Annotated in this window: 12 protein-coding genes; 7 read left to right on the forward strand and 5 right to left on the reverse strand. The window is 71.3% G+C overall.

Annotated elements, in window-relative coordinates; translation table 11 throughout:
* Positions 1 to 18 precede the first annotated feature (18 nt).
* Complete coding sequence (locus tag ACGF7Y_RS22320; protein ID WP_393236511.1) at positions 19 to 10,092, reverse strand: HAD-IIIC family phosphatase; 10,074 nt, start codon at positions 10,090 to 10,092, stop codon at positions 19 to 21.
* A gap of 88 nt (positions 10,093 to 10,180) precedes the next feature.
* Complete coding sequence (locus ACGF7Y_RS22325) at positions 10,181 to 11,473, reverse strand: glycosyltransferase (RefSeq protein WP_393236512.1); 1,293 nt, start codon at positions 11,471 to 11,473, stop codon at positions 10,181 to 10,183.
* Positions 11,474 to 12,247: 774 nt separating this feature from the next.
* Here ACGF7Y_RS22325 and ACGF7Y_RS22330 point away from each other — a divergent pair.
* The 4 genes from ACGF7Y_RS22330 to ACGF7Y_RS22345 all read left to right on the forward strand — a co-directional run bounded on the left by ACGF7Y_RS22330 (position 12,248) and on the right by ACGF7Y_RS22345 (position 14,598).
* The gene (locus ACGF7Y_RS22330; protein ID WP_040871651.1) at positions 12,248 to 12,583 is read left to right on the forward strand and encodes an Lsr2 family protein; all 336 of its coding nucleotides are present in this window, start codon (positions 12,248 to 12,250) and stop codon (positions 12,581 to 12,583) included.
* Between the two features lie 126 nt (positions 12,584 to 12,709).
* Positions 12,710 to 13,726, forward strand: a complete 1,017-nt coding sequence (locus ACGF7Y_RS22335) for an iron-containing redox enzyme family protein (protein WP_393236513.1) — start codon at positions 12,710 to 12,712, stop codon at positions 13,724 to 13,726.
* Positions 13,692 to 14,411, forward strand: a complete 720-nt coding sequence (locus ACGF7Y_RS22340; RefSeq protein ID WP_393236514.1) for a HemK2/MTQ2 family protein methyltransferase — start codon at positions 13,692 to 13,694, stop codon at positions 14,409 to 14,411. The genes ACGF7Y_RS22335 and ACGF7Y_RS22340 overlap by 35 nt, the downstream gene beginning before the upstream one ends.
* On the forward strand, positions 14,389 to 14,598 hold the full coding sequence (locus tag ACGF7Y_RS22345; protein WP_063052993.1) for a CDGSH iron-sulfur domain-containing protein: 210 nt from the start codon (positions 14,389 to 14,391) through the stop codon (positions 14,596 to 14,598). The genes ACGF7Y_RS22340 and ACGF7Y_RS22345 overlap by 23 nt, the downstream gene beginning before the upstream one ends.
* 7 nt (positions 14,599 to 14,605) lie before the next feature.
* Here ACGF7Y_RS22345 and ACGF7Y_RS22350 read toward each other — a convergent pair whose 3' ends face one another.
* The gene (locus tag ACGF7Y_RS22350) at positions 14,606 to 15,094 is read right to left on the reverse strand and encodes a CinA family protein (protein ID WP_393236515.1); all 489 of its coding nucleotides are present in this window, start codon (positions 15,092 to 15,094) and stop codon (positions 14,606 to 14,608) included.
* 135 nt (positions 15,095 to 15,229) lie between these two features.
* On the opposite strand from ACGF7Y_RS22350, the gene ACGF7Y_RS22355 reads away from it, so the two are divergent.
* Positions 15,230 to 15,730 carry a hemerythrin domain-containing protein gene (locus ACGF7Y_RS22355; protein ID WP_393236516.1) on the forward strand — a complete coding sequence of 167 codons (501 nt, stop codon included), beginning with the start codon at positions 15,230 to 15,232 and terminating at the stop codon, positions 15,728 to 15,730.
* A gap of 52 nt (positions 15,731 to 15,782) precedes the next feature.
* On the opposite strand, the gene ACGF7Y_RS22360 is transcribed toward ACGF7Y_RS22355, so the two are convergent.
* Both ACGF7Y_RS22360 and ACGF7Y_RS22365 read right to left on the reverse strand, forming a co-directional pair.
* Positions 15,783 to 16,394 carry a flavodoxin family protein gene (locus ACGF7Y_RS22360; RefSeq protein WP_393236517.1) on the reverse strand — a complete coding sequence of 204 codons (612 nt, stop codon included), beginning with the start codon at positions 16,392 to 16,394 and terminating at the stop codon, positions 15,783 to 15,785.
* 34 nt (positions 16,395 to 16,428) lie between these two features.
* Positions 16,429 to 17,892 (reverse strand): aminotransferase class I/II-fold pyridoxal phosphate-dependent enzyme, encoded by a 1,464-nt coding sequence (locus ACGF7Y_RS22365; RefSeq protein ID WP_393236518.1) that lies wholly within the window; start codon positions 17,890 to 17,892, stop codon positions 16,429 to 16,431.
* A 362-nt stretch (positions 17,893 to 18,254) separates the two neighbouring features.
* On the opposite strand from ACGF7Y_RS22365, the gene ACGF7Y_RS22370 reads away from it, so the two are divergent.
* Both ACGF7Y_RS22370 and ACGF7Y_RS22375 read left to right on the forward strand, forming a co-directional pair.
* Positions 18,255 to 19,448, forward strand: a complete 1,194-nt coding sequence (locus ACGF7Y_RS22370; protein ID WP_393236519.1) for an alcohol dehydrogenase catalytic domain-containing protein — start codon at positions 18,255 to 18,257, stop codon at positions 19,446 to 19,448.
* Between the two features lie 80 nt (positions 19,449 to 19,528).
* Positions 19,529 to 24,151 (forward strand): HAD-IC family P-type ATPase, encoded by a 4,623-nt coding sequence (locus ACGF7Y_RS22375; RefSeq protein ID WP_393236520.1) that lies wholly within the window; start codon positions 19,529 to 19,531, stop codon positions 24,149 to 24,151.
* Positions 24,152 to 24,158: the final 7 nt, after the last annotated feature.

The following is a 24,158-nucleotide window of genomic DNA, read 5'->3' on the forward strand; positions in this document are numbered from 1 at the left end:
ACTCCTTGTCGGCCATGATCATCGCGCCCAGGACCGGAACGTCCGCAGGCGATCCAGCGGCACCTCGACTTCGAGCCGCTCGGCATCGGTGGCGCCACCGCCCAGTGCGGCGGCCAACCGGCGGGCGGGCACGTTGCGCTCGGTGCGGTGGACGGTCATGCGCACCGTCGTGCAACCCAGCGCGGCCGCGCGGTCGGCCAGCCAGCCCAGCAGGTGTTCCTCGACGCCGCGGCCGAGGGCACGGCAGCTGAGATGCCATCCGCGCACGCCCAGCGCGGTCCCCTCGGCGCGCAGCGCGAGCACGGCGATCGTTCCGTAGTCGCCGAACCGGTCGCGCGCCGCCGCGGTCCACACCTCGCCGTCCTCCTGCCAGCGGTCGACATCCTGCTCGGTGCTCGGGCCGAGAACGAATTGGCTGGTGCGCCGGATCAGCTGAGCGGCGCGCGCCCGGCTCTGCCCGGAGAGCCGCTCGACGGTCACCACCAGGTGCAGGCTCTCGAGGAACCGCGCGAAGTCCAGTTGTTCGCGGGCCAGGTCGCGTTCGCGTTCGTGCCGGTAGAACTCCGCCCGCTCGGCGTCCTCCGCGGTCACCGCCACCGGCGTCACCGGCCACAACCGGGTCAGGAAGGCCTCCAGTTCCTCGATCGGCGGACAGGTCACCACGAGCACTTCCGGCAGACGGGAACGCATCTTCGCGATCTCCACCGGGTTGTCGTCGAGATAGACCACGTCGTCCGATGCCAGACGCAAGGTGCGCGCGGCCTCCTCGAGCCGTTCGGCCTTGCTGTCCCATCCGGTGGAGACGATGGCGAAGTCCGCGGCGCGCAGCGGACTGTCCGGACGGTCCAGGACCGCGTGCACGGAATCGTCGTCGTTGTTGCTGATCAGCACCAGCAGGGTGCCCGCGGCACGCCACTGCCCCAGTCGCCGCGCCAGCATGATCCGCGGCGGGTCGAAGGTGACCGCCGCGGGCCCGATCTCGCCCACGACGCCGCTCCACAAGGTGTCGTCGCCGTCCACGGCGATGACTTTCGGGGCGGGCAGCAACGCGACGCGCGCGACGGCGGCGAGGGTCAGCGCCACCGCCGCCTGGAACTCCTCGGTGAACGGCAGGTGCGCCAGCGCGTCGGTCTGCTCGTCGAAACGGTGCGCCACCGGGTGGTCACGGGTCCAGTCGGCTTCGGTGAGGACCGCGACGCCGGGAATCTCCCGCAGCCGTTCGGCGGTCAGCCGCTCCCACCGCAGCAACCGCTCGTCGAGGTCGGGGGCGGGAAGCAGGCCGACGATGATCGGCACCCCGGCGCGCTCGGCGGCCTCCCGGACGGCGGCCGGGTACTGCTGCGCCAGTTCGGCGAGCGAGTCGTCGGTGAGCGGACCGAATCGCTCCAGGTCCGCCGCTCGCAGCAGCACGATGCCCAGAGCGGTCGACGGCTGGGCGAAGACTCCGGACGGGTCGCGCAATCCGGCCAGGACGTGATGGTAGGGCGCTTCGAGCACGGTCCGGCCGTCCGCGCCGTGGGCATGCGCCGCCGCGCTGTAGAGATCCGGCAGCTTCCCCAGCGCGAACGTGGCCCCGAACGCGACGCCTCGCGGTGTGTCCGGGCGCGGTGGGCGCACCGGCAGCCCGGAGTGCTCGACCGCCTCGTCGAGCAGTGCCAGGTAGTCCTGCCCGAGACGGATGCAGGTCGCGTCGTCGATGATGTCGGCGTTGTAGGTGAACCAGACCTGATCGGCGTCGGCCAGCACGGCCACCATGAGGTCGAGATCGGAGTAACCGGTCCCCACCGGAACCAGGTCCGCGCGGTGGACGCCGGAATTGGCCCGCAGATAGTTGAAGTACACCTCGACCAGCGGCGCGTTGTCCCGATACAGGCCCTCCGCGGCGAGCGTGGTGAGCACGTCGGAAAAACCCGCTCCGGGCACCAGCAACCGCCGCAGCCGGTCGCCGGTCCGGCGCAGCAGGTCATCGATCGACTCGCCGGGCTCGACGGTCGCCGGATAGGGCACCGGCACACCGAAATAGCCGACGGCTGTCGGCGCGTCGGCGTGGATGCGGGTGTCCACCGGGACGGCGAGCGCGAAACGATCGGTGTCCTGCCGCCGGGCCAGCAGCACCGTCAGCGTGCCGAGGAACAGCGCCGCCGGCGTGATGCCCAGCTCCCGCGCCCGCCGCGCCGCGCGATCCTGCAGCCCCGCGGGCAGTTCCAGCAGCACCTCCCCGGCTCGGTGACTGCGCTGCGCGGGCCGGGGGCGGGCGAGGGTGAGGTCGAGGCGGCGGCAGCCGGCGAACTCCCGGCGCCATGCCGCGTCGGGCTCGGCCTGCGGTGCCTGCGCGGCGAGCAGATCGTGGATGTCCTTGTTGGACAGTGCTTCCGGGTATGCCGCGCCGGACAGTTCGGCACCGATCTCCCCGGCGACCAGCATCATCGATTGGACATCGCACATGCCGTGGTGGGCGCCGAAGATCAGTGTCTGTTCGCCGGACTCGGACGTCAGCAGTTCGAACCGCCACAGCGGCCCCTGCGCCAGGTCGAACGGTTCGCGCATCAGTTCACGGAACCGGGTGCGCGCGACGGCGTCGTCGAGCCGGTCGACGGCCGAACTGCGCAGCAGCGGCCCGCCCGGGCGGGACCGCACCTGCAGCCGGGTGCCGTGCTCGTCGCTGGGCACGATCACCGTGCGCAGCGCGGCGTGGCGTCCGGCGAGGCGGGCGAGCATCGCTTCCGCTTCGGCGTGGCCGACCGCCCTGGGCAGGCGCATGGCCAGTCCGCCGGTCTGGGCGACACTCGGAATGCCCTGCTGAGCGGTGCGCAGCAGCCGCATCAGGTCTCGGGTGACGGGCAGGGTGACGACCTCGGGGACGTCCTGCTCGGCCGGACGCGCGGCAGGTACGGCGGTATCCGTGTGCGCCGCCTCGGCGACGAGGTATTCGGCCAGCGCGGCCGCGCTCTGGTTGGCGAGGATCTCGCCGAGCGGGACCAGGATGCCGGTATCGTCGCGCAACCGGTTGCGCAGTTCCACCGCCATCAGCGAATCCATGCCCAGCCCCTGGAACGACCGGTCCGGTGCGATGGCATCCGCACCGGTATGCCCCAGCACGTCGGCGGCGACGCGCGCCACCACGTCGACCGCGACCGCGGTCGCCTCACCGGGTGGCAATCCGCGCAGCCGCTCGGCGAAGCGCGACCGTACCGACGGGTCGGCGACGTCGCGGTGCGCGGCCGTGCGACGCGCAGGCGGACGGATCAGCCCGCGCAGCAGCAACGGCACATACGGCGCGCGCCGCATCGCGTCGGCATCGATCCGCATCGGCGCAAGCACCGGCTCGGCCCGCCGCAGCGCCGCGTCGAACGCGGCCAAACCGTCCTGCGCGCTGAGCGGGCGCATGCCGGAGCGTTCCATGCGACGGATGTCCGCCGCCGCCATCACCTCATGCATGTCCAGGCTCCACGGACCCCACGCCAGCGACTGCGCGGTGCGCCCTCGGGCGACGCGGTGGGTGGCGAGGGCGTCGAGGTAGGCGTTGGCGGCGGCGTAGTTCGCCTGACCGGGATTGCCGAGGACGCCCGCCGCGGAGGAGAACAGCACGAAGCACGACAGGTCCATGCCCGCGGTCAGCTCGTGCAGGTGATGCGCCGCGTCGACCTTCGGCCGCAGTACCGCGGCGAGCCGGTCGGGAGTCAGCGAGCCCAGCGTGCCGTCGTCGAGCACCATCGCGGCGTGGACGACTCCGCTGAGCGTGCGTCCGCGCAGCACCTCGGCCAGCGCGGCGCGATCGGTCACATCACAGCGGGCGAAGACCACGTCCGCTCCGAGACCGGTGAGTTCGGCGCGCAACTCGTCGGCACCGGGACCGCCGGCGCCCCTTCGGCTGACCAGCAGCAGCTTGCCGACCCCGTGTGCCCGCACCAGATGCCGGGCCAGCAGCGAGCCGAGCCGTCCCGGCGCTCCGGTGACGAGCACGTACCCGTCGCCGAACTCCACGCTGCCCGGCGCGGCCTCGGCCATGGGCGCTCGCGCGAGCCGTGGCGCGGACAGGGCGCCGTCGCGCACGAGAACCTGTGCCGCCCCGCAGGCCAGGACGGTCGCGATGTCGACCTCGGCGTCGGCGCTGTCGACCAGCACGATGCGATCCGGGTTCTCCGACTGCGCCGTCCGCGCCAGGCCCCAGACCGCCGCTCCGGCGGTGTTCGGGACGTCCTCGCCGGGCAGCGCCATCGCCCGGCGGGTGCGCACGACGATGGTCGCCGCCGTCAGGCGAGGATCGTCGAGTGCCGCTTGTAAGGCTTCCAGCGTCCGCCGGACCGCGGCGTGCACGGCGTCGATCGAATCACCCTCGGTGACGTCGATGAGCACCGCCTCCGGCGCCGGATCGTGCGGGCCGAGCCGCGACCAGGGCACGGCGGTGACCGGCCGGACCGCCGTCGGCGCCGCGAGCGCCGACCACTCCGGCCGGAACAAGGTGCGATGCGCGACGGACAGCGCCCCGTCGAGCAGCTGCGTGTCGGGCGCGGGCCGCAGGATCAGCGACCGCACCGACACGACCGGGCGGCCGGTGTGATCGTTCGCCATGACACGCACCCCGTCCGAGCCGTCACGGGTGATCCGGACGCGCAACGCCGTCGCGCCGGAGGCGTGCAAGCTCACCCCCGCCCAGGCGAACGGCAGCAGCGCCGAACCACTGTCGTCCGCGCCGAGCAGCAGTGCCGCGTGGAGGGCGGAGTCGAGCAACGCGGGATGGATCTCGAACCGCGCGGCGTCGCCGTGCGCGGACTCCGGAAGCGCCACGTCGGCGAAGACTTCCTCCCCGCGCCGCCACGCCGCGCGCACCGACCGGAACAGCGGCCCGTACCGGTGTCCGCGATCGGACAGCCGCGCGTACATGCCGGCCACGTTCACAGCCGTGGCACCCGCCGGAGGCCACTGCGCGGTGTCGCCGCCGATGGTTTCGGCTCCGCGCGTAGCCGCCAGCACCCCGCGGGCGTGCAACGTCCACGAGGTGTCGAGATCGCGCTCGAGGCGGGAGTGGATCGACACCGGGTGGTCACCGTCGGAATCGGCGTCGGCGACCACCACTTGGATCTGCACCGCGGCATCCTGCGCGAGCACCAGCGGCGCGTGGAGCACGAGTTCGCGCACGTGTCCGGCAGCCACCTCGTCACCGGCGCGGACCGCGAGCTCGACCAGCCCGGTGCCGGGCAGGACGACCGCGGCGGGCGCGGCGTGCTCGGCCAGCCACGGATGCGTTCGCAGGGAGATCCGGCCGGTCAGCGTCACACCGCCGGAATCGGGGTGCGGCACGACCGCGCCGACGAAAGGATGACCCGCGGGCCGCAACCCCAGTGCCGCGGCGTCCTCGGACACCGACTCGGTCCAGAACCGCCGCCGGTCGAAGGCGTAGGTCGGCAACTCGACGCTGCCGCGCGCGGGCACCAGGCGTGACCAGTCCAGCTCGCGGCCCGCCACCCAGAGCGCTGCCTGGGCGCGGGCCAGACTGCGTGGCCCGTCCTCGTCGCGCACCAGCGAGCCGACCGCCACGACCTCGCCGCCGATGTCCTCCGCGACCGCCCGCACCGCCGTGGTCAGCAGCGGATGCACCCCGAGTTCGACGAAATACCGGAACCCGTCGCCGATCATGCGCTCGATCGTGCTCGCGAACCGGACCGGTTCGCGCGCGTTGCGGTACCAGTAGCCGCCGTCGGCGCAGGCGTCCACCATCTGTTCGCCGAGCACGGTGGAGTACCACGCGACGTCCGGTGCAGCGGCGCTCAACCCGGCGAGTTCGTCCAGCAGTTGCTGCCGGATCGGTTCCAGCAGCGCGGAATGCCCCGCCAGCGCCGGTCCCGCGGCCAGCACCCGCACCTCGACCTGGTCGTCTTGCAGTGCGCGCACCAGTGTCTCCACCGCGTGGCGGGCTCCGGCCACGATCGTCGAGCCGGGCACATTGATCGCCGCGACCGACACCGCCTCGTCGGCTGCCAAGCGTTCCGCGAGCCGGTGCGCGGGCAGGCCGACCATCGCCATCGCGCCTTCCTCGGTGATGCCCGCCATCAGGCGGCTGCGTGCCACGACCACGCGGGCGGCGTCGTCGAGGCTCAGCGCGCCCGAGACGTAGGCCGCGGCGATCTCGCCTTGGCTGTGCCCGATCACGGCATCCGGTGTGACGCCCGCGTCCCGCCAGGTGGCCGCGAGCGCCGCCATCGTGGCGAACAGCAGCGGTTGCACGAGGGTGAAGTCGCCGAGTTGCGCCGCGGTGAAGGTGAACAGCCCGGTCGCCAGCGACCATCCGGTGCGGTGCCGGAACGCTTCGTCGCAGCGGGCGAACTCGGCGCGGAACACCTCCGACCGGGCCAGCATGTCGCGTGCCATCCCCGCCCACTGCACGCCTTGCCCGGGGAAGACGAACGCCGTCTTGCCCGCGGTGAGCGCCGCGTCCGTGGCGGCCACGACATCGGGCGCTGCCCGTTCCTCGACCAGATCGCCCAGGCCGGACAGCATTTCGTCGCGCGTGCCCGCGACCACGACGGCGCGCCATTCGAACGGTGTGCGCTGCAACGCCAGCGAGCGCGACACCGGGGCAGGGTCCAGCGCGGGGTCACCGGTGACGTGCGCGAGCAGGCGACGCGCCTGACCGTGCAGCGAGGCCCGGTTGCGGGCCGAGATCGGCAGCAGCGCGACCCGGCGGTCGTCCGGAGCGTCGTCGAACGCGTCGGACGTGTCGTCGACGGCGGGCGGGTCCTCGAGGATCAGGTGGGCGTTGGTTCCGCTGAGCCCGAACGCGCTGACGCCCGCGCGTCGGGGCCGGGCGCCCCGGGGCCATGGTGCCGAATCGGTGTGCACAACCAAACCGCTACCGGCCCAGTCGATGTGCGATGTCGGCGGCCCGTCGTGGGCCATCCCCGGTATCCGATCGTGCTGTAGCCCGAGAACCAGTTTGATGACCCCGCCGATTCCCGCCGCGGCCTGGGTGTGGCCCACGTTGGACTTCAGCGAGCCCACGCCGAGCGGGCGCCCGGGTTCGCGGCCGGGACCGAAGACGCGCGCCAGGGCGCGGGCTTCGATCGGATCGCCGAGGGCGGTGCCGGTGCCGTGCGCTTCGACGTAATCCACGTCCGCGGGCGTCAGCCCGGCCGAGCGCAACGCCGCCTTGATGACCTGCTCCTGCGCGAAACCGTTGGGAGCGCTGATGCCTTGGCTGCGGCCGTCCTGGTTGACCGCGGAGCCGCGGAACACCGCGAGCACCCGGTCACCGTCGCGCCGGGCGTCGTCGAGCCGCTTCAGCAGCACCAGACCGGCGCCCTCGGCCCACACCGTGCCGTCTGCCCCCGCCGAGAACGGCGCGCACCGCCCCGACGGCGACAGCACACCGAGTTTGCACAGCTCCACGTGCGCGGTCGGGCTCATCAGCAGCGTCGTGCCGCCCGCAAGGGCCAGATCGCATTCGCCCGCGCGCAACGCCTGCGCGGCCAGGTGCATGGCGACGATCGAGGAGGAGCACGCGGTGTCGAGGGTGACGGCCGGACCGTGCAATCCGAGTGTGTACGCGATCCGCCCGGATGCCACGGCCGGCGCCAGCCCGGTGCCGACCTGCCCGTTCAACTGCTGCGGAGCCGGGTCGGCGAGATAGCCGGTGCTGTACACCCCGAAATAGACACCGGTCATGCTGCCCTGCAACCGCCTGGGGTCGCGACCGGACCGTTCGATCGCCTCCCAGCTCAGCTCCAGCATGAGCCGCTGCTGCGGGTCCATCACCGCCGCCTCACGCGGGCCGATACCGAAGAACGCGGCGTCGAACTCGTCCACCCGGGCGAGGTATCCGCCGCGGAAGGTGTACGCCTTGCCCTCGGCGGCCGGGTCCGGGTCGTAGAGCCCGTCGATGCTCCAGCGCCCGGGCGGCACCTCGGACAGGCCGTCGCGTCCCTCGTCCAGCAGGCGCCACAGCGATTCCGGATCGTCGGCGCCGCCGGGGAAGCGACAGGCCATCGCGATGATCGCGATGGCATCGTCGGTGCGCCCGGGCGGGACGGGCGCGGCCTCGGTTCCGGTGCGTGCCTGCGCCAGGAGAGGCACGGCGGCGGGTTCGCCGTCGGTGCGCTGTCGGTCCGGGACCGGCGCGGCCCCCGCTTCGGCGGGGTGCAGGGCCGCCACCACTTGCGCGATGGTGGGGTGCTCGAAGAACAGGTTGGTGTCCAGGGTCCGCCCGACCTGGTCGGACAGCTCTACGACGAGTTCGACCAGATCGGCGGAGCCGAGGCCGAATTCGACGAGCGGCCGGTGCACGTCGATGCGCGCCGGATCGAGATACGCCAGCCGGGCGATGATGTCCACCAGTCGGCTCTGCATGGCTTCGGCGCTCATCGTCGCACCGCCTGGTGCGCTGGGCGGGACGCCGATCTCGTCGAATTCGCCTCGCAGGGACAGCAACGGGGACAACGCGTCGTCGAGATACGCGGCGCGGCAGGCTTGCCGCTGCACCTTGCCACTGCTGGTCTTGAGGAGGGCGCCGGGCCGGATCAAGACCACCGATCGCAGCGTGAGTCCGTGCTCCGCGCCGATCGCCGCGCGGATCGCGTCCTCGGCGTCGGCCAGTTCGGCCGGATCCTCGGTGCGTACCTCCGCCACCACTACGGGCAGTTCCCCGTCGAGGCCCTCGTCCACGGAGAACGCCGCGACGCAGCCCGCGCGCACGGTGGCGTGCGCGGTTTCGGCCGTCAGCTCCAGATCCTGCGGGTAGTGGTTCTTGCCGTCGATGATCAGCAGATCCTTGCGCCTGCCCGTGATGAACAGCTCACCGCCGGACAGGAAACCCAGATCCCCGGTGCGCAGGAAAGCGCGATCGTCGTCGGCGAGCCGGGCGTGGAAGGTCTCGGCGGTGGCCGCTTCGTTGCCGAAGTATCCGGCGGCGACACTGGTCCCGGACACCCAGACCTCGCCCTCGGTGCCATCGGCGCACTCCGTGCGGCGCTCGGGGTCGACGATGACGATCGACAGCCCTTCGGCCGGGCGTCCCACGCCGGCCAGCTCGGACCGCCCGGGCGGCAGGACGACCGTCGGGGGCGCGCCGAGTTCGGCGGCGCTGACGATGAGCGTCGCCTCGGCCAAGCCGTAGACCGGCTGGAACGATTCGGCCCGGAATCCCGCGCTCGCGAAGGTGTCGGCGAACCGGCGCACGGTGGCCGGGCGCACCGTCTCCGAGCCGTTGAACGCTACCTTCCAGCCGCGCAGGTCGAGCCGGTCGATCTGCGCGGAGGTCATCCGGCGCAGGCACAGTTCGTAGCCGAAGTTGGGACCGCCGCTGGTGTGCGCGCCGAACTTCGACACCGCCTGCGGCCAGCGTTCGGGGCGTTGCAGAAAGTGCCGGGGAGACAACAGGACCGCGTTCGCGCCGACGAACATCGTTTGTAGCACCGGCGCGATGAGCCCCATATCGTGGTACATCGGCAGCCAGCTGACGAACAGCGCGTCGGTGAGCGAGGCCAGCAGCTCCGGCGTATGGCCCAGTGCCGTGGCGATGGCGCGCTCATTGTGCAACAGGTTCGCGTGGGTGACCACCACGCCGCGGGGCGCGCTGGTCGAACCCGAGGTGTATTGCAGGAAGGCGACCGAGTCCGGGCCGACGGCGGGCTGTCGCCATGCGGCGGCCGCGTCGTCGGGGATCTCGTCGGTCGCCAGCCACGTGAGCGCACCCAGTTCGGGAACTTCCGCGACCGCCGCGGTCGCGTCGGCGCGGACCTGGCCGGTGGTGAGCACCGCGCCGACTTCGGCATCGGTGACCATGTGCCGCAACCGCCGCAGCGACCGGGCGTCCAGTTGCGGCAGTGGCGCGGGCACGGCGACGACGTTCGCGGCCAGGCAGCCGAAAAAGGCCGCGATGAAATCCAATCCGGACGGATACAGCAGCAGGGCCCGGCGGACGCCGCCGTCCTGCAACGCGGCGGCGATGGCCCGCGCCCGGGCCGACACGGCGGCGTAGGTGATCTCGTCGATGGCGCCGTCGGCGTCACCGGTGCGCAGGAAGCGGTACGCCGTGGTGTCGGTCAGGGTCTCGCCGCGGGCGAGCAGGACATCGACGAACGAACGGTAATCGGTCATGCGGTAACAACCTTCGGAACTCGACTGTCGCGGTGGTCGTGCGCGCGCCGGACGACGCCGCGATCGCGCGCGGCGGCCGCCCGGCGTCTCATGGTCGGGGTGTCGCGGCGGCCAGTTTCTCGGCGGCGTCGACCGCCGCGAGTACACCGTTCTCCTGCGCGACCGTGCGGCCGATCTCGGCCGCTCGCTGCCGCACCCGCGGCGTGAGGGCCTGCGCCAGCGCCTGGTGCAGACGATCGGGGGTGATCGTGCGATACGGGAACGTCGCCCCGATACCGAGCGCGGCGATCCGCCAGCCGTAGAAGAATTGATCGCTGTGCACCGGGATCACCACGGCCGGAATCCCCGCCCGCACCACGTCGTGGGTATTTCCGCTGCCGCCGTGATGCACCACCGCTGCGCAGCGCGGCAGGACGCGGTCGTAATCGAACGAATCGATGATCAGCAGGGTGCGGTCGGCGCTGAATCCTTTCGGGAATCCCTCGCCTTTCACGGTGACGAGTGCCCGCGCCCCCAAGCGCGCGCAGACCGTCGCGATCATCTCGCGGCATTCCACCGGATCGAGCACGGGCATTCCGGTCATGCAGAAATAGATCGGGGGTTCCCCTTCGTCGAGCCACGCGTCGAGTTCCGGGTCGACGACCGCTTCGCCCCAGGCGTCGCGCAGCAACGAGGGCAGAATGGAGGCGCCCACGATCGTCGCGCGTTCGGGCCAATCGTGCGGCTTCGGCAACAGCACGGGGCTCACCATGTGGACGAGCGGTATCCGTTCGGCACGCAGCCGCCGGAAAGGATTGCGCGGCCTGCCCGCCAAACCCATCTGACGGCGCAATTGACGGTCGACCTTGCGATACAGGAACGTGTAGGACAATTCGAAAAGGCTGTAGGTCGCCCGCGACAGAATCCGGGACGAGGTCATGTTCTTCGCCATGAACGACGACGGGAACTCATCGGTGCGTTCGAGCGGGTAGGGCAGGCAGCCGATCACCGGGGTGCCGGTCTTCTCGCGGAACTCCATCGCCCACGGCAGTGTCGACGCGCACGCGACGACGACATCGGCGGACGCGCAGGTTCGCGCGAGCACCTCGTGCATCGCCACACCACGCTCACCCTCGATGATCCGCACCGTGTCGAGCATGATGCGAATGAACGGCAGCGTCTTTCCGGAGGCCAGTGCTCGCTTCGCCGCGGTCGTCTCGAGCAGTTCCGCGGCGTCGAAGGGAATCACCCGAGGCTCGAAGCCCGCCTTGCGCACGATGTGCGCTTGATTGCGGGTGGCGGTGATTTCCACTTCGTGCCCGCGGGCGCGGAATTCGTGCGCCAACGCGAGATACGGTTGATGATCGCCCCTGGTACCTGCGGGCAACAAGGCCACACGCATACTATCGACTTCCGCTCGTGCACTGGGCTCGTCCGGCCGGATTCCACGAATCGGCCGATATCTGGTTCGTTGCAGGGATCCGCCTCCCGCGGACGTCCTGCTCGCTCGACAGAGTTCGGAACGGTACTCGGCCCCCCGCCGTTCTCAACGGGCCGACACTGTTCGCAGAATCGGGAGATGATCCTTTCGTCCGAAGGTGAGCCGACCGGCCGCGCCACACCCGGCGTGATCAGCTCCTGCGAATCCGGCGCAGGCCAGTATTCCGGCTCGACCGGGCGCCGTCCAGACTAGGCCCGGGCCGAATCGTTTCCTTCTCACCGGTGGGAGTGCTCCGACCGCGGTGCCGCGCGTCGGCTCGACGAAAAATTCGCGGAGGCAGCGGATTCCAGCGCGCGCGGATGCTCGGGTGTGGAGTGCGAACGACTGTTTCGGTGCCGTGCACCAGCCCGGTGCCGGCCGGTGACCCGCCGTCGTGTGGGTCGAGCCCGGCGACCGCCGCCACGACGCCGGGCGTCGGCAGTGCCCCCGGAATCCGGGGCATCGCCGGAAATGTCCGTGCCACGGCAAGCCTCGTCCGGATCGAGTTTGCGGCTTCGCCCGATGCGCGGGCAATATGTGGAGGCTCGACGGTTGTCGGCGTGCGTCGCTCGCTGCGACTCATCCCGTGCCGCGGAAGGGACCCCGCCGTTCCAGGGGCGGAACCGATCTGTTATCTACTGGCTACGATTGTTTTTTCGACTGCACGCGCTCGGTAACCGTGAAGGGATTATCTCTATGGCACGCAAGGTCGTCGTGACACTGGTCGATGACTACGACGGCAAGTCTCAGGCCGAGGAAACAGTGTCTTTCGCCGTGGACGGCGTGGCCTACGAGATGGACTTGTCGGCGGACAATGCCGGTCAGTTACGTGGATTCTTCGAGCAATGGGTTCCGTATGCCCGCAAGGTCGGTCGCGCGCGCCGCGGCCGCGGCGGTGTTCTGCGGCCGGCGACCGATCGGGAACAGGCCACGGTGATCCGGGAATGGGCGCGCAAGAACGGCATCGATGTGTCGGCGCGTGGACGGATCTCCGCCGAGGTCGTCGAGGCGTACAAGAAGGCGAACGGGTAATTCCGGAAAGTACATCGATCGGTGGCCTGAAGTGCCCGCGCCGCAGCGGCGGCGCGGGACGGCCACAGTGCGTACTTTTCCGCGCGATGCCGCGATAACAGCGCCGCAGCGGGGTAAGCGACCGGTATGACGGTCATGTTAGGCGCCCCGAAGCAGGAACTGCCCCGCCCGCGTGGCGAGCTGTCGGAAGCGGTGGTGGAGCTGCTGCGCGGCGAACCGGGTGGCTCGGTGCCGGAGCCGGGTCCGGCGGATCCGTACGGCGAAGACCTGCACCTGGCCCTGCACACCTGCTACGAGCTGCACTATCACGGTTTCCCGGCGGTCGACGCGGGATGGGAATGGGATCCGGGCCTGCTGGGTCTGCGCGCCGCGCTGGAGCAGCGGTTCCTGCGGGCGCTGCGCGAGGACGTGCCCGGCGGCGGGGATCTCGACGCGGAACTCGACCGGTTGCTGGTCACGCCGGCCGACCCGGACGGAGTGAGCCGTTTCCTGCGCGACGAGGGCCAGTGGTGGCAGATGCGCGAGTACTTCGTGCACCGTTCGATCTATCACCACAAAGAGGCCGATCCTTACGCATGGGTGATTCCCCGGCTGCGCGGCCAAGCCAAGGCGTCGCTGGTGGCGGTCGAGTTCGACGAGTTCGGGGCCGGGCGCGGCGAACGCGTGCACGCGCAGCTGTACGCCGACCTGCTGGCCGGCGCCGGCCTGAATCCGGACTATCTGCATTATCTGGACGTGGTTCCCGCGCCGATGCTCGCGCTGGTGAACATGATGTCGCTGTTCGGGCTGCACCGGTCGTGGCGGGGCGCGCTGGTGGGCCATTTCGCCACGGTGGAGATCACCTCCCCGCCCGGCGCTCAGCGGTTGGTGCAGGCGTTGGAGCGCTTGGACGCCGATCCGGCGTGCGTGCTGTTCTACCGTGAGCACGTCGAAGCCGACGCGGTGCACGAGCAGATCATGCGCACGGGGGTGATCGGCGACCTGCTGCGGAGGGAACCCGAGCTGACCGAGTCGGTGGCGTTCGGTATCCAGGTGACGAATCTGCTGGAGGACCGATTCGCTGATCATGTGCTGGAGTCCTGGCGCGCGGGGCGCGGCTCGTTGCGCGATGGCGGGCGCGGACGTGGCGGCGCGGACGATTAAGCAGCGCTGGGCGGGCTATTCGCCGAATGTGATGTTGATTCGACCTCCCGGCGTCTATTCGCCGCAGCTGGACACCTGGTTGCTCGTCCGTGCTCTGGCCGAAGCGGGCGTTCCGCGCGGCGGGCACGCGTTGGACGTGTGTACCGGAACGGGCGCCTTGGCCGTCGCCGCCGCGTACACCGGCGCCGCGCGGGTGACGGCGGTGGACGTGTCCCGTTCCGCCGTCGTGTCCGCGTGGTTGAACTGCCGGCTGCGCGGCATCGACGCGGAGGTCTTGCGCGGTGATTTCGCCGCGGTCCTCGGCGGGCGCAGTTTCGATCTGGTACTGGCCAATCCACCCTACGTCCCCGCGCCCGAGGGCACCGACAGCCGCGGCCTCGCCCGGGCCTGGGACGCCGGCGCCGGGGGCAGGGCGATCCTCGACCAGTTGTGTGCGGCGCTGCCCACTCTGCTGAAACCACGGGGGGTAGCGTTGATCGTGCATTCGGCGCTGAGCGATCCGGATTCGACCTTGGCGCAACTGCGTGAGCGAGAACTCAAGGCCGCGATCGTGGCACGGGCGACCGTGCCGTTCGGGCCCGTGCTGCGCCGGCGCGCGCAGTGGCTGGAATCGGCCGGGCTGATCGGGCCCGGTCAGCGAATGGAAGATCTGGTGGTGATCCGTGCCGACCGCATCCGACAATGAGCAGTGGCGGCGAGTGACGCTCACCGCCGACGGTCCCGCCCTGATCGAGGGCCCGGTGGAGTTCGTCACCGCGGACGGGCGGACGGTGCGCTCCGACCGGTTCCTGGTGGCGCTGTGCCTGTGCAAGCGCTCGAAGAACTATCCGTTCTGCGACACCAGCCACCGCAGGCATCGCCGTTCGTCGTGACCGCGGGTCACGCCGGGGAACCGCCCGAAGCCAGCGAGCGGACGGTGTCGAGCAGCGATTCGGTGGCGCAGGCGACGGTCTGCTCGACCACCTCCACCGGTTCACCGTCGAACTGACGGTGCCACGCGCGCACGCCGTGCTCGGTGGCGATCGCGAACCAGACCGAGCCCGGCGGCTGACCGTCCTGCGGGTCCGGGCCGCCCGCACCGGTGACCGCCACGGAGACAGCCGCTTTCAGCAAGTCGCGGACTCCGGTGGCCATCGCTTCGGCCGCCGTCTGTGACACCACCGGCACGTCGGGCACACCCAGGACCGTGCGCTTGACCTCCGTGCTGTAGGCCACCAGCCCGCCGCGGAACCATTCGGACGAGTTCGGCGCCGCGCCCAGGGTGGCAGAAAGCCGGCCGGAGGTGAGCGATTCGGCGACCGCCACCGTGATCTCCGACTGCTGCGCCGATCCGGCCAGCTCGTGTGCGTTCTCGTCCGCCTGTGGCATCTGCGTCCTTTCTGCGCTGTGTGCAGCTCACCCTACGGCCCGGCACGTGTCCGGCGGCACGGCAGCCACCCGGTTTCGGTGCGGCGACGCCGGGAATGTCGGCAGAGAACCGGCCCTTGACGCAAGGAGAAAGCGATGACGACCGACGCGATCGTGCTGCTGCGCGACGACCACAAGGCGATCCGGAAACTGTTCCGCGAGTTCGAGAAGGCGGGCGGGGACGCCACGCAGACCAAGGGCAAGGTGGTGAAGAAGATCATCGAGGCGCTCACCGTGCACACGTACCTCGAGAACGAGTGCATGTACCCCGAGGTCCGCAAACTCGTTCCGGAGCTCGAAGACGACATCCTGGAGTCCTACGAGGAGCATCACGTCGCCGACGTCCTGGTCACCGAGTTGTCGATGATGAAGCCCGACGACGAGCACTTCACCGCGAAGACCACCGTGCTGATCGAGAACGTCGACCACCACATCGACGAGGAAGAGAACGAGTGGTTCCCCAAGGTGCGCGAAAGCCTGGGGCGCAAGCAGCTTCAGGATATCGGGGCGCGGATGCAGGAGCTCAGGAAGAAGGCGCCTACCTCGCCCGCCCAGCCCTCGGCCCTGAAGAAGACCGTGGACGCTGTGCTCGCCTGAACACGCGATGGCGCCGGCGCCTCGGGGGAGGCGCCGGCGCCATCGCGTGTGTTCAGTCGGCGGGCGGGTACTGCTGCGCGCCCAGCAGCCGGGCCAGGTGGGCGGCGTTCCTGGCCAGCGCGGCGGTGGCCGAGGCCACCGCCTTGGGCACCGAATCGAGATCCTGGTAATCGGTGCCGCCCATGGCTTGATCGTTCCAGTACGTGCAGCCCTGCGCCGGAATGGTGAATCCGATGTCGTTGAGCCCCTGATACAGATCGGCGACGATCTTGTGCGCGCCGTCCTCGTTGCCGACCACCGCGACCGTGGCCACCTTGCCGACCATCGCCGGACGGCCCGCGTCATCGGTCTCGGACAGCTCGGCGTCCAATCGCTCCAGCACCCGTTGCGCCACCGACGACATGTGCCCGACCCAGGTGGGGGTCGAGACCACCAGGATGTCGGCCGCCACGACCCGCTCGCGAATCGAGGGCCACTGGTCGCCGGGGCCCTCGTCGGCGGTGACTCCGGGCAGCACGTCGTAGTCCACCACGCGCAGCACCGTGCCCTGCACGCCGTGCCCGGCCAGTTCGTCGAGCACCTGGCGGGCGATCAGGTCGCTGCTGGATTCGGCGGGCGACTTCTTCAGGGTGCACACCAGCGCGAGGGCGGTCGGTCCGGCCATGAAGGAAACCTCCTGATTCACAATGTGTTCCGATTCAGCCGCGGGCGACGACCCGGATCGTGCGCAGCCGGGAGTCGGCGGCGTCGGGCACGTTCATTCCCGCGTCGAGCCCGGTGCGCAGGTACTCGACGACGGCGTCATCGATGCGTTCCCCGGGCACGACCACCGGAATGCCCGGCGGGTAGGGCGTGAGCTGCTCGGCGGCGATCCGGCCGACGGCGTCGCGCGCGTCCACCGTCTGCACCGGGCCGAAGAAGGCGTCGCGCGGCAGCATCACGGTCTCGAGCTGCAGGTCCTCGGGTGAGGGGAGGTCGATGCGCGGCGGCTGGGGATCGGTCAGCTGGTCGCGCCAGGCGGCGATGCCGTCGATGAGGGTGTCGACGGTGTCCTTGTCGTCGGCCATCGACAGCGTGGCCAGCAGGCGGCGGTGATCGCTCAACCCCATGTCGATGCGGCGGTGCTCGCGCAACCAGTCCGCGGCCTGGTAGCCGCTGGCCCCGGTGCCGGAGACGTCCATCAGGACCTGCAGCCGGTCGAGGTCGTGCGAGGCTTCCGCGCCGAGCAGTTCGTCTTCGAGCACCTCGATTCCCGGTATCTCGGCGAGTTGCCGCCTGGCCTGTTCGGCGACCCGCAGGGCGTCGCCGAGCAGTTCGTGGCCGCGCTCGACCATCTGCCTGCGCCAGCCGTCGAGCGCGGCGTAGACGAGCACGTTCGGGCTGGTGGTCATCAGCAGGTCGGCGCATTCGCTGAGCCGGATCGGGTCGATGAGATCGCCTTGCAGGTGGAACACCGAGCCCTGTTCGAAGCCCGCGCCCATCTTGTGCACGCTGACCACGCACAGATCCGCTCCCGCGTCCATCGCCCAGGTCGGCAGGTCCTCGTGGAAGGGCAGGTGCGCGCCCCAGGCCTCGTCGACGATCAGGGGCTTGCCCCGCTCGTGGCATACCTCGGCGATACCCGCGATGTCCGCGCAGGTGCCGTAAGGACTCGGGCTCACGATCAGCGCTCCCGCGGCGCCGGGGTGCGCGTCCCACGCTTCGCGAACCTGCTGCGGCGAGGGCGGGTGCGCGAAATGGTGCTCGGCATCCCAGCGCGGCGTGATCCAGTGCGGCTGGACACCGGAGAAGACGAGCCCGGCGACGACGGATTTGTGGCTGTCGCGTGCCACGAGCAGGCCGCCGTCGTGGCCGCCCGCCACCGTCATCATGGCCGCCTTGACCGACAGCGAACTGCCGCAGGTGGAGAAGAACGCCGATTCGGCCCGGACCGCGTCGGCCATCAGCGCTTCGGCCCGCGCGAGATAGCCGCCGCGCGAGAGCCGGTCGTCCAGCCCGGCGGTGGCCAGCACGTCGGAGCCGAAGGCGTCCCGGCCGATCACTTCCAGGACGCGTTCGTCGGTTCCGCGCCCTTGTCGATGCCCGGGCGGCGTGAAGCCGTAGCGGCCCAGCCGGTGATAGTCGGCAAGCGCTTCCAGGAGAGGAGCTCGTGTATGGTCCACGGCTTCCGCCTACCCCGGATCGCCGGCGGCACACATCCGGCTCATGGCATCCCGCGCACCCCCAAACCGCCGCGGTCTCCGACAGCGTCCCGAATCCGTGTGCCGCGCAGGGGGATGTGTCCGCCGGTGTGCGGGACCGCCGCCCGACGGCGACCACCGATCGACATCGGCGACCGGATCCAGGTCCAGGCGAGGCACCCCGGCGCGCGGCGACCATACGGTCGCGCCCTCCCGGGCGGGGCGATGCGATCGCGTTCTGCGCTTACCGGAGTTCGTCGGGGCGAACCGGTCGCCGGTCGTTTCGGGCACAGGCGTCCGGGTAGGACGGGGACTGTATCGACTTCGACCGGAGGAGTGCGCGGATGAAGGCAGTAACCTGGCAAGGGCGGCGCAAAGTCGCCGTGGAGACGGTGCCCGATCCGCGGATCGAGGCCCCGACGGACGCGATCATCGAGGTCACCTCCAGCGGAATCTGCGGATCCGACCTGCACCTGTACGAAGTGCTCGGCGCGTACATGAGCAACGGCGACGTCCTCGGCCACGAACCCATGGGACGTGTGGTCGAGACCGGCTCGGCCGTCACCGGCCTGGCTCGCGGGGATCGCGTCGTCATCCCGTTCCAGATCAGCTGCGGGACCTGCTACATGTGCCGCACCGGCCTGCCCACCCAGTGCGAGACGACGCAGGTCCGCAAATACGGCTGCGGCGCGGCCCTGTTCGGCTACTCCAAGCTCTACGGGCAGGTGCCCGGCGGCCAGGCCGAGTATCTGCGGGTGCCGCATGCCGACGCCACCCATATCAAGGTGCCCGAGGGACCGGCCGACGACCGCTTCCTGTACCTGTCGGACGTTCTGCCCACCGCCTGGCAGGCGGTGGAATACGCCGCGGTGCCCGACGGCGGATCGGTGACCGTGCTCGGCCTCGGCCCGATCGGGGACATGGCCTGCCGAGTCGCGGCGCATCGCGGCTATCGCGTCATCGGTGTCGACCGGGTGCCCGAACGGCTGGCGCGGGCGGCCGCGCGCGGGGTGGAGGTGATCGACATCGGCGCCGTCGACGAGCCGGTCGGCGACATCATCCGCGGCTGGACCGAGGGCCGCGGCACCGACTCGGTGATCGATGCGGTGGGAATGGAGGCCCACGGGTCGCCGATCGCGTCGGCAGCCCAGCGCTCGGCGGCGTTCCTGCCGGATCTGGTGGCCCAGAAGGTGATGGACACCGCGGGCGTGGACCGGCTCGCGGCGCTGAACTCCGCGATCGACATCGTCCGGCGCGGTGGCACGATCTCGGTGATCGGCGTCTACGGCGGCATGCTCGACCCGTTGCCGATGCGGGTGCTGTTCGACAAGCAGATCCAGGTGCGGATGGGCCAGGCGAACGTCAAGCGGTGGGTCGAGGACATCATGCCGCTGCTGAGCGACGGCGACCCGCTCGGCGTGGACACCTTCGCGACCCATCGTCTGCCGTTGACCGGCGCGGCGGAGGGTTACGCGATGTTCCAGCAGAAGACCGACGGTGCGGTGAAGGTGGTGCTCGACCCGACCGCCACGAACTGACCGGCGCACCGGCCCCGGCCGAGGTCCGAGACCGCGGCCGCGGACGGTTTGCTCTGTCTTTGCCTGGGTAGCTGCCGGGTATGAGCTTTTTACTGCGCGGAGTCGTCTCACCGTGGTGGCTCGAGGCGCCGACCTCCGTGGCGGCGGAGATGGCTCGCGCCGGCGTGGAGAAGGTCGTCGATCTGGGAACCAAAGCGGCCCAGGCGCCGGTGCAGGCGGTGGCCGCGGGCGCGCGGGCGGGGGCGTCGCTGCTGAACCTGGGACGCGACGAGGAGTTGCGCGACGAGTTCGCGGCGCTGATCGATCCGCACGCGCTGCGTTCGCGCCGCCGCGTGGCGCTCTACGAGGACCGGGCGACCGTCGAGGTGCGCGGGCTGGACTCCGGTAAGAGCGGAGACGTCACGCAGGCACTGCACCGGACGCTGGACCGGCGCCGCGATGTGCGCTGGTGGCGGGTGAACGCGGTGACCGGCCGCGTCGTCGCCGCGCTCGAGCACGGCGCGGCCGACCTGCCCGCCCTGGTGTCGGCCATCGAGTCCGTCGAGGCGGACACCGCGGTCGGCGACCTGGACTGGAGCCGCGGCTGCGAGCACCCCGGAGACCGGGAACCACTGCTCGCGGCCGCGATCCAAGTCGCAGGCGACGTGGGCGCGATCGGATTGTCCGCGGTGGGCGCGGTGCTGCCGTTGCGCGGGCCCGCCCGGATTTTGCGCGCGGCGGCGGCCTTCGTCGACACCCAGCCCCGGCTGCGCAAACGGCTGGAGGAACAGCTCGGCCGTCCACGCACGGACATGGTGCTCACCACCGCCAACGCCATCGGCAACGCCCTGGGCAACAGCGCGGCGGCGGGCACGGCGAATCTGGTCATCGACGCGGTGCATCGCGGTTTCACCCTGACCGAGTCGATGACCAGGTACGCGCAGTGGCGCCGCTGGGAGACCGAGATCGACCGCCGCCCGGCGGAAGTGTGCGATCCGCTGTCACCGTCCATCCGCGTGGTCGAGATGCCGCAGGGACCGATCGAGCGGGTCGCCGACGAAACAGCGGCGGGCGCGCTGGTGGGCGCGGTCACCTCCGTCCTCGGCGGCCGCGGCCTGTTCGGCGCCGCCGACGCGCTGGAACTCGGTGCGCCCAAGGCGGCGCGGGCGAGTCGGGAGGCCTACGGCGCCCTCGTCTCCACGGTGCTCGGCCGCGCCGGTGTGCTGACGCTGCACCCGCGGGTCTGGCGGCGACTCGACCGATTGTCCGCCCTGGTCATCGACGGAGAATCACTGCTGACCTCCCGCCGCTTGGTCCTCGACGCCGAAACGACCGACCAGAGATGGTCGGTCGCCGACGTGTGGAGCGCGGGCCAGCGGCTGCTGTGGGAGCGGGAGGCCGGCGAAGGCGCCGACAACGAAGCGCAGCCGGACGACACCGATCGCTACCTGTCGTCGGGGGGCTACCGCACATTGGTGCACCCGGCCACCGGAAAACCCGACGACGGTGCCACGCCACGCCCCGTGTGGCGCGAACTCCACGACAACGGCAAACCGGTCGGACGAGTCCTGATCGGCCGCGAACTCGACCGGCGGGCACACGCGCTGCTGAGCCGGGCGCGCAGCGCGGGCCTGCGCGTCACCCTCGCCGCGGGCGCCGACGCCGCCGAACTGCGGTCGATGGCCGACGAATTCGTCTCCCCGTCCCATTCGCTCAGCGAGCGGGTGCGCACGCTGCAACAGGACGGTCACGTCGTCGCGGTGCTCAGCCCCCGCGCCCACAAGGCCCTGGCCTGCGCCGATGTCGGGATCGGGCTGGCCATGCGGGAAGACAACGCCCTACAGATGCCCTGGACCGCCGACGCGGTCTGCCGCGACCTCGGACAGGCGCACCGCGTCCTCGCCGCCATCGCCCCCGCCCGGCAGGTGAGCGAACGCGGCCGTTCGCTGGCGCTGTCGGCGGCCGCGCTGGGCGGGCTGCTGCTGGCCGTCGCCCCCGACAGCGCGGGCCGGGCCTCGCCCATGACCGCTGCCCACTACACCGGTCTGCTCAGCGGCGCCTACACCGGATGGCGCACCGCACGCACCGAGCCACCGGCCACCCTCGCCCCGTTGCTGCCCTGGCACGCCCTCGAACCCGGCGAGGTATTGAGCCGGTTGCCGCAGCCCGGGCCGGTGCGGGAACGAGCCCAGCCGGACACCGCCGCCCGCATCCCCGGGGTGCGCGTGCTCACCTCGGCGGTGTCGTTCGCGGGCCAACTGCGCCGCGAACTGGCCGACCCGCTGACCCCGATCCTCGGCGTCGGCGCGGTCGCCACCGCCGTGCTCGGCGCCCCGTCGGACGCCGTGCTGCTGTCGTCGGTCCTCGCGGTGAACGCGCTGGTGTCCGCCTGGCAACGGCAGCGCGCCGAGGGCGCGTTGCACCGGCTGTTCGAAGGCGAGCAGCTCACCGCCCGGGTGATCGATCGCGCCGAACTCGACACGGGCGAACCGCACGAAACCCGCGTGCCCGCGAACCTGCTGACACTGGGCGATGTCATCGTGCTGCGCGCCGGGGACGTGGTCCCCGCCGACGCGCGGCTGCTGCGTGCGGACGACCTGGAGATGGACGAATCCGGCCTCACCGGCGAGTCGATCACCGTCGACAAGCAGGTCCCCGCCACCCCGGGCACGTCGGTGGCCGACCGCGCCTGCATGGTCTTCGAAGGCAGCACCGTGGTGAACGGCACCGGGCGGGCGATCGTCGTGGCCGTCGGCCACGACACCCAGGCGGGCCGCGCCGCCGCCGGAGCCATCCCGCCCGAGAAGGCCGGTGTGCAGGCGCAGCTGCGCCGCTTGACCGACCGCGCCCTGCCGTTGACCCTGACCGGCGGCGGCGTCGTGACCGGGCTGGGCATCCTGCGCGGCAGGCCCCTGCGCACCGCCATCGCCGACGGCGTGGCGGTCGCGGTCGCCGCGGTCCCCGAAGGACTGCCGCTGGTGGCCACGGTCGCTCAGCTCGCCGCCGCCCGCAGGCTGTCGCGCCACGGTGTGCTGGTGCGCGCCAGCCGCACCGTCGAGGCCCTCGGCCGGGTGGACACCCTGTGCTTCGACAAGACCGGCACCCTCACCGAGGGGCGGCTGCGCCTGACCACTCTCGCCGATCTCGACGACCAGTGGTCCCCGGACGCTGGCTCCGAAGACGCGCACCGTCTGCTGCGAGCCGCGGCCCGCGCCTGCCCCGATCCCGCCGAGGGACCGATCGCGCACGCCACCGACCGCGCCGTCGTCGACGCCGCGGCCCAGATACTCGGTGACGACTCCCGGCAGTGGGATGCGATCGAGGAGATCCCGTTCGAATCCAACCGCGGATACGCCGCCACCCTCGGCCACACCGCCCGCAAACTGCGGCTGATCGCGAAGGGCGCACCCGAAGTCGTGCTGTCGCGCTGCACCAGGGTGCGGGTGAACGACACCGACCACCCCTTCGACGAGCGCATGCGCGAACGCGCCGAACGAGCGGTGCGCGACCTGGCCGAGCAGGGCCTGCGGGTGCTGGTGGTGGCCCGGCGCGACTTTTCCACCGAACCCGACGACGTCGAGGCGGCGGTCGTGGAACTCACCCTGCTCGGGTTCCTCGGCCTCGCCGACGCCCCGCGACCGCAAACGCTACCGCTGGTCACCGCGCTGCAACGCAACGGCATCAGCGTGCGCATGATCACCGGCGACCACCCGGTGACCGCGGCGGCGGTGGCCCGCCAGCTCGGCATCGAGGCGGGCGAGGTCGTGACCGGCGCGGATCTCGACCGCCTCGACGAGACCGCCCAAGCCGAGCTGATCGAACAGGGCACGGTCTTCGCCCGCGTCGATCCCGAGCAGAAGGTGCGCATCGTGGCGGCGCTGCGCCGCGCGGGTCACGTCGTCGGCATGACCGGCGACGGCAGCAACGACGCCGCCGCCATCCGCACCGCCGACGTCGGAATCGGTTTGGCCGCACAGGGTTCCATCGCGGCGCGCAATGCCGCCGACATGGTGCTCACCCGCACCGACCCCCTCGTGCTGTTGCATGCCCTCGTCGAAGGGCGCGGCATGTGGCAGCGGGTCACCGACGCGGTCGGCGTGCTGGTCGGCGGCAACGCCGGCGAAGTGGCCTTCACGCTGTACGGCACCGCCGTCAGCGGCCGAGCGCCGCTGGGCACCCGGCAATTCCTGCTGGTGAACATGCTCACCGACATGTTCCCCGCGATGGCGCTGGCGCTGTCGCGTGACGGCGACGCGGTCGATCCCGACGACACCGACGACCCGGAGGCCCAGGCGGAGCGGGCGGCCGAACGCCTGGCCGAACTCCCGCGTGCGCAGCTGGGTACGGATCTGCTGCACACCCTCGGCGTCCGCGGTGTCGCGACGGCCACCAGCGCGTCGGTCGCGTGGACCCTCGGCCGCGTGACCGGCACGCAGCGGCGCGCCGCGACCATCGGCCTGGTCGCGCTCATCGGCACCCAACTCGGCCAGACGCTGGTCTCCGGTTACCGCAGCCCGCTGGTGTGGCTCACCACGGCGGCGAGTGGCGCGGTGCTCGGCGCGGTGGTGATGACACCGGGGTTGTGCACCTATTTCGGTTGCCGCCCGCTGGATCCCGTCGGATGGGGGATCGCGACCACCTGCGCGACGACCGCCACCGCCGCCGCCGTGCTGCTTCCTCGGTTGCTGCCCCAGCCGCAGTCATCAGCGCCTGCGGCGCGCTGATTGGCGC

The organism is Nocardia sp. NPDC047654, assembly GCF_043205035.1.
Lineage (GTDB): Bacteria > Actinomycetota > Actinomycetes > Mycobacteriales > Mycobacteriaceae > Nocardia.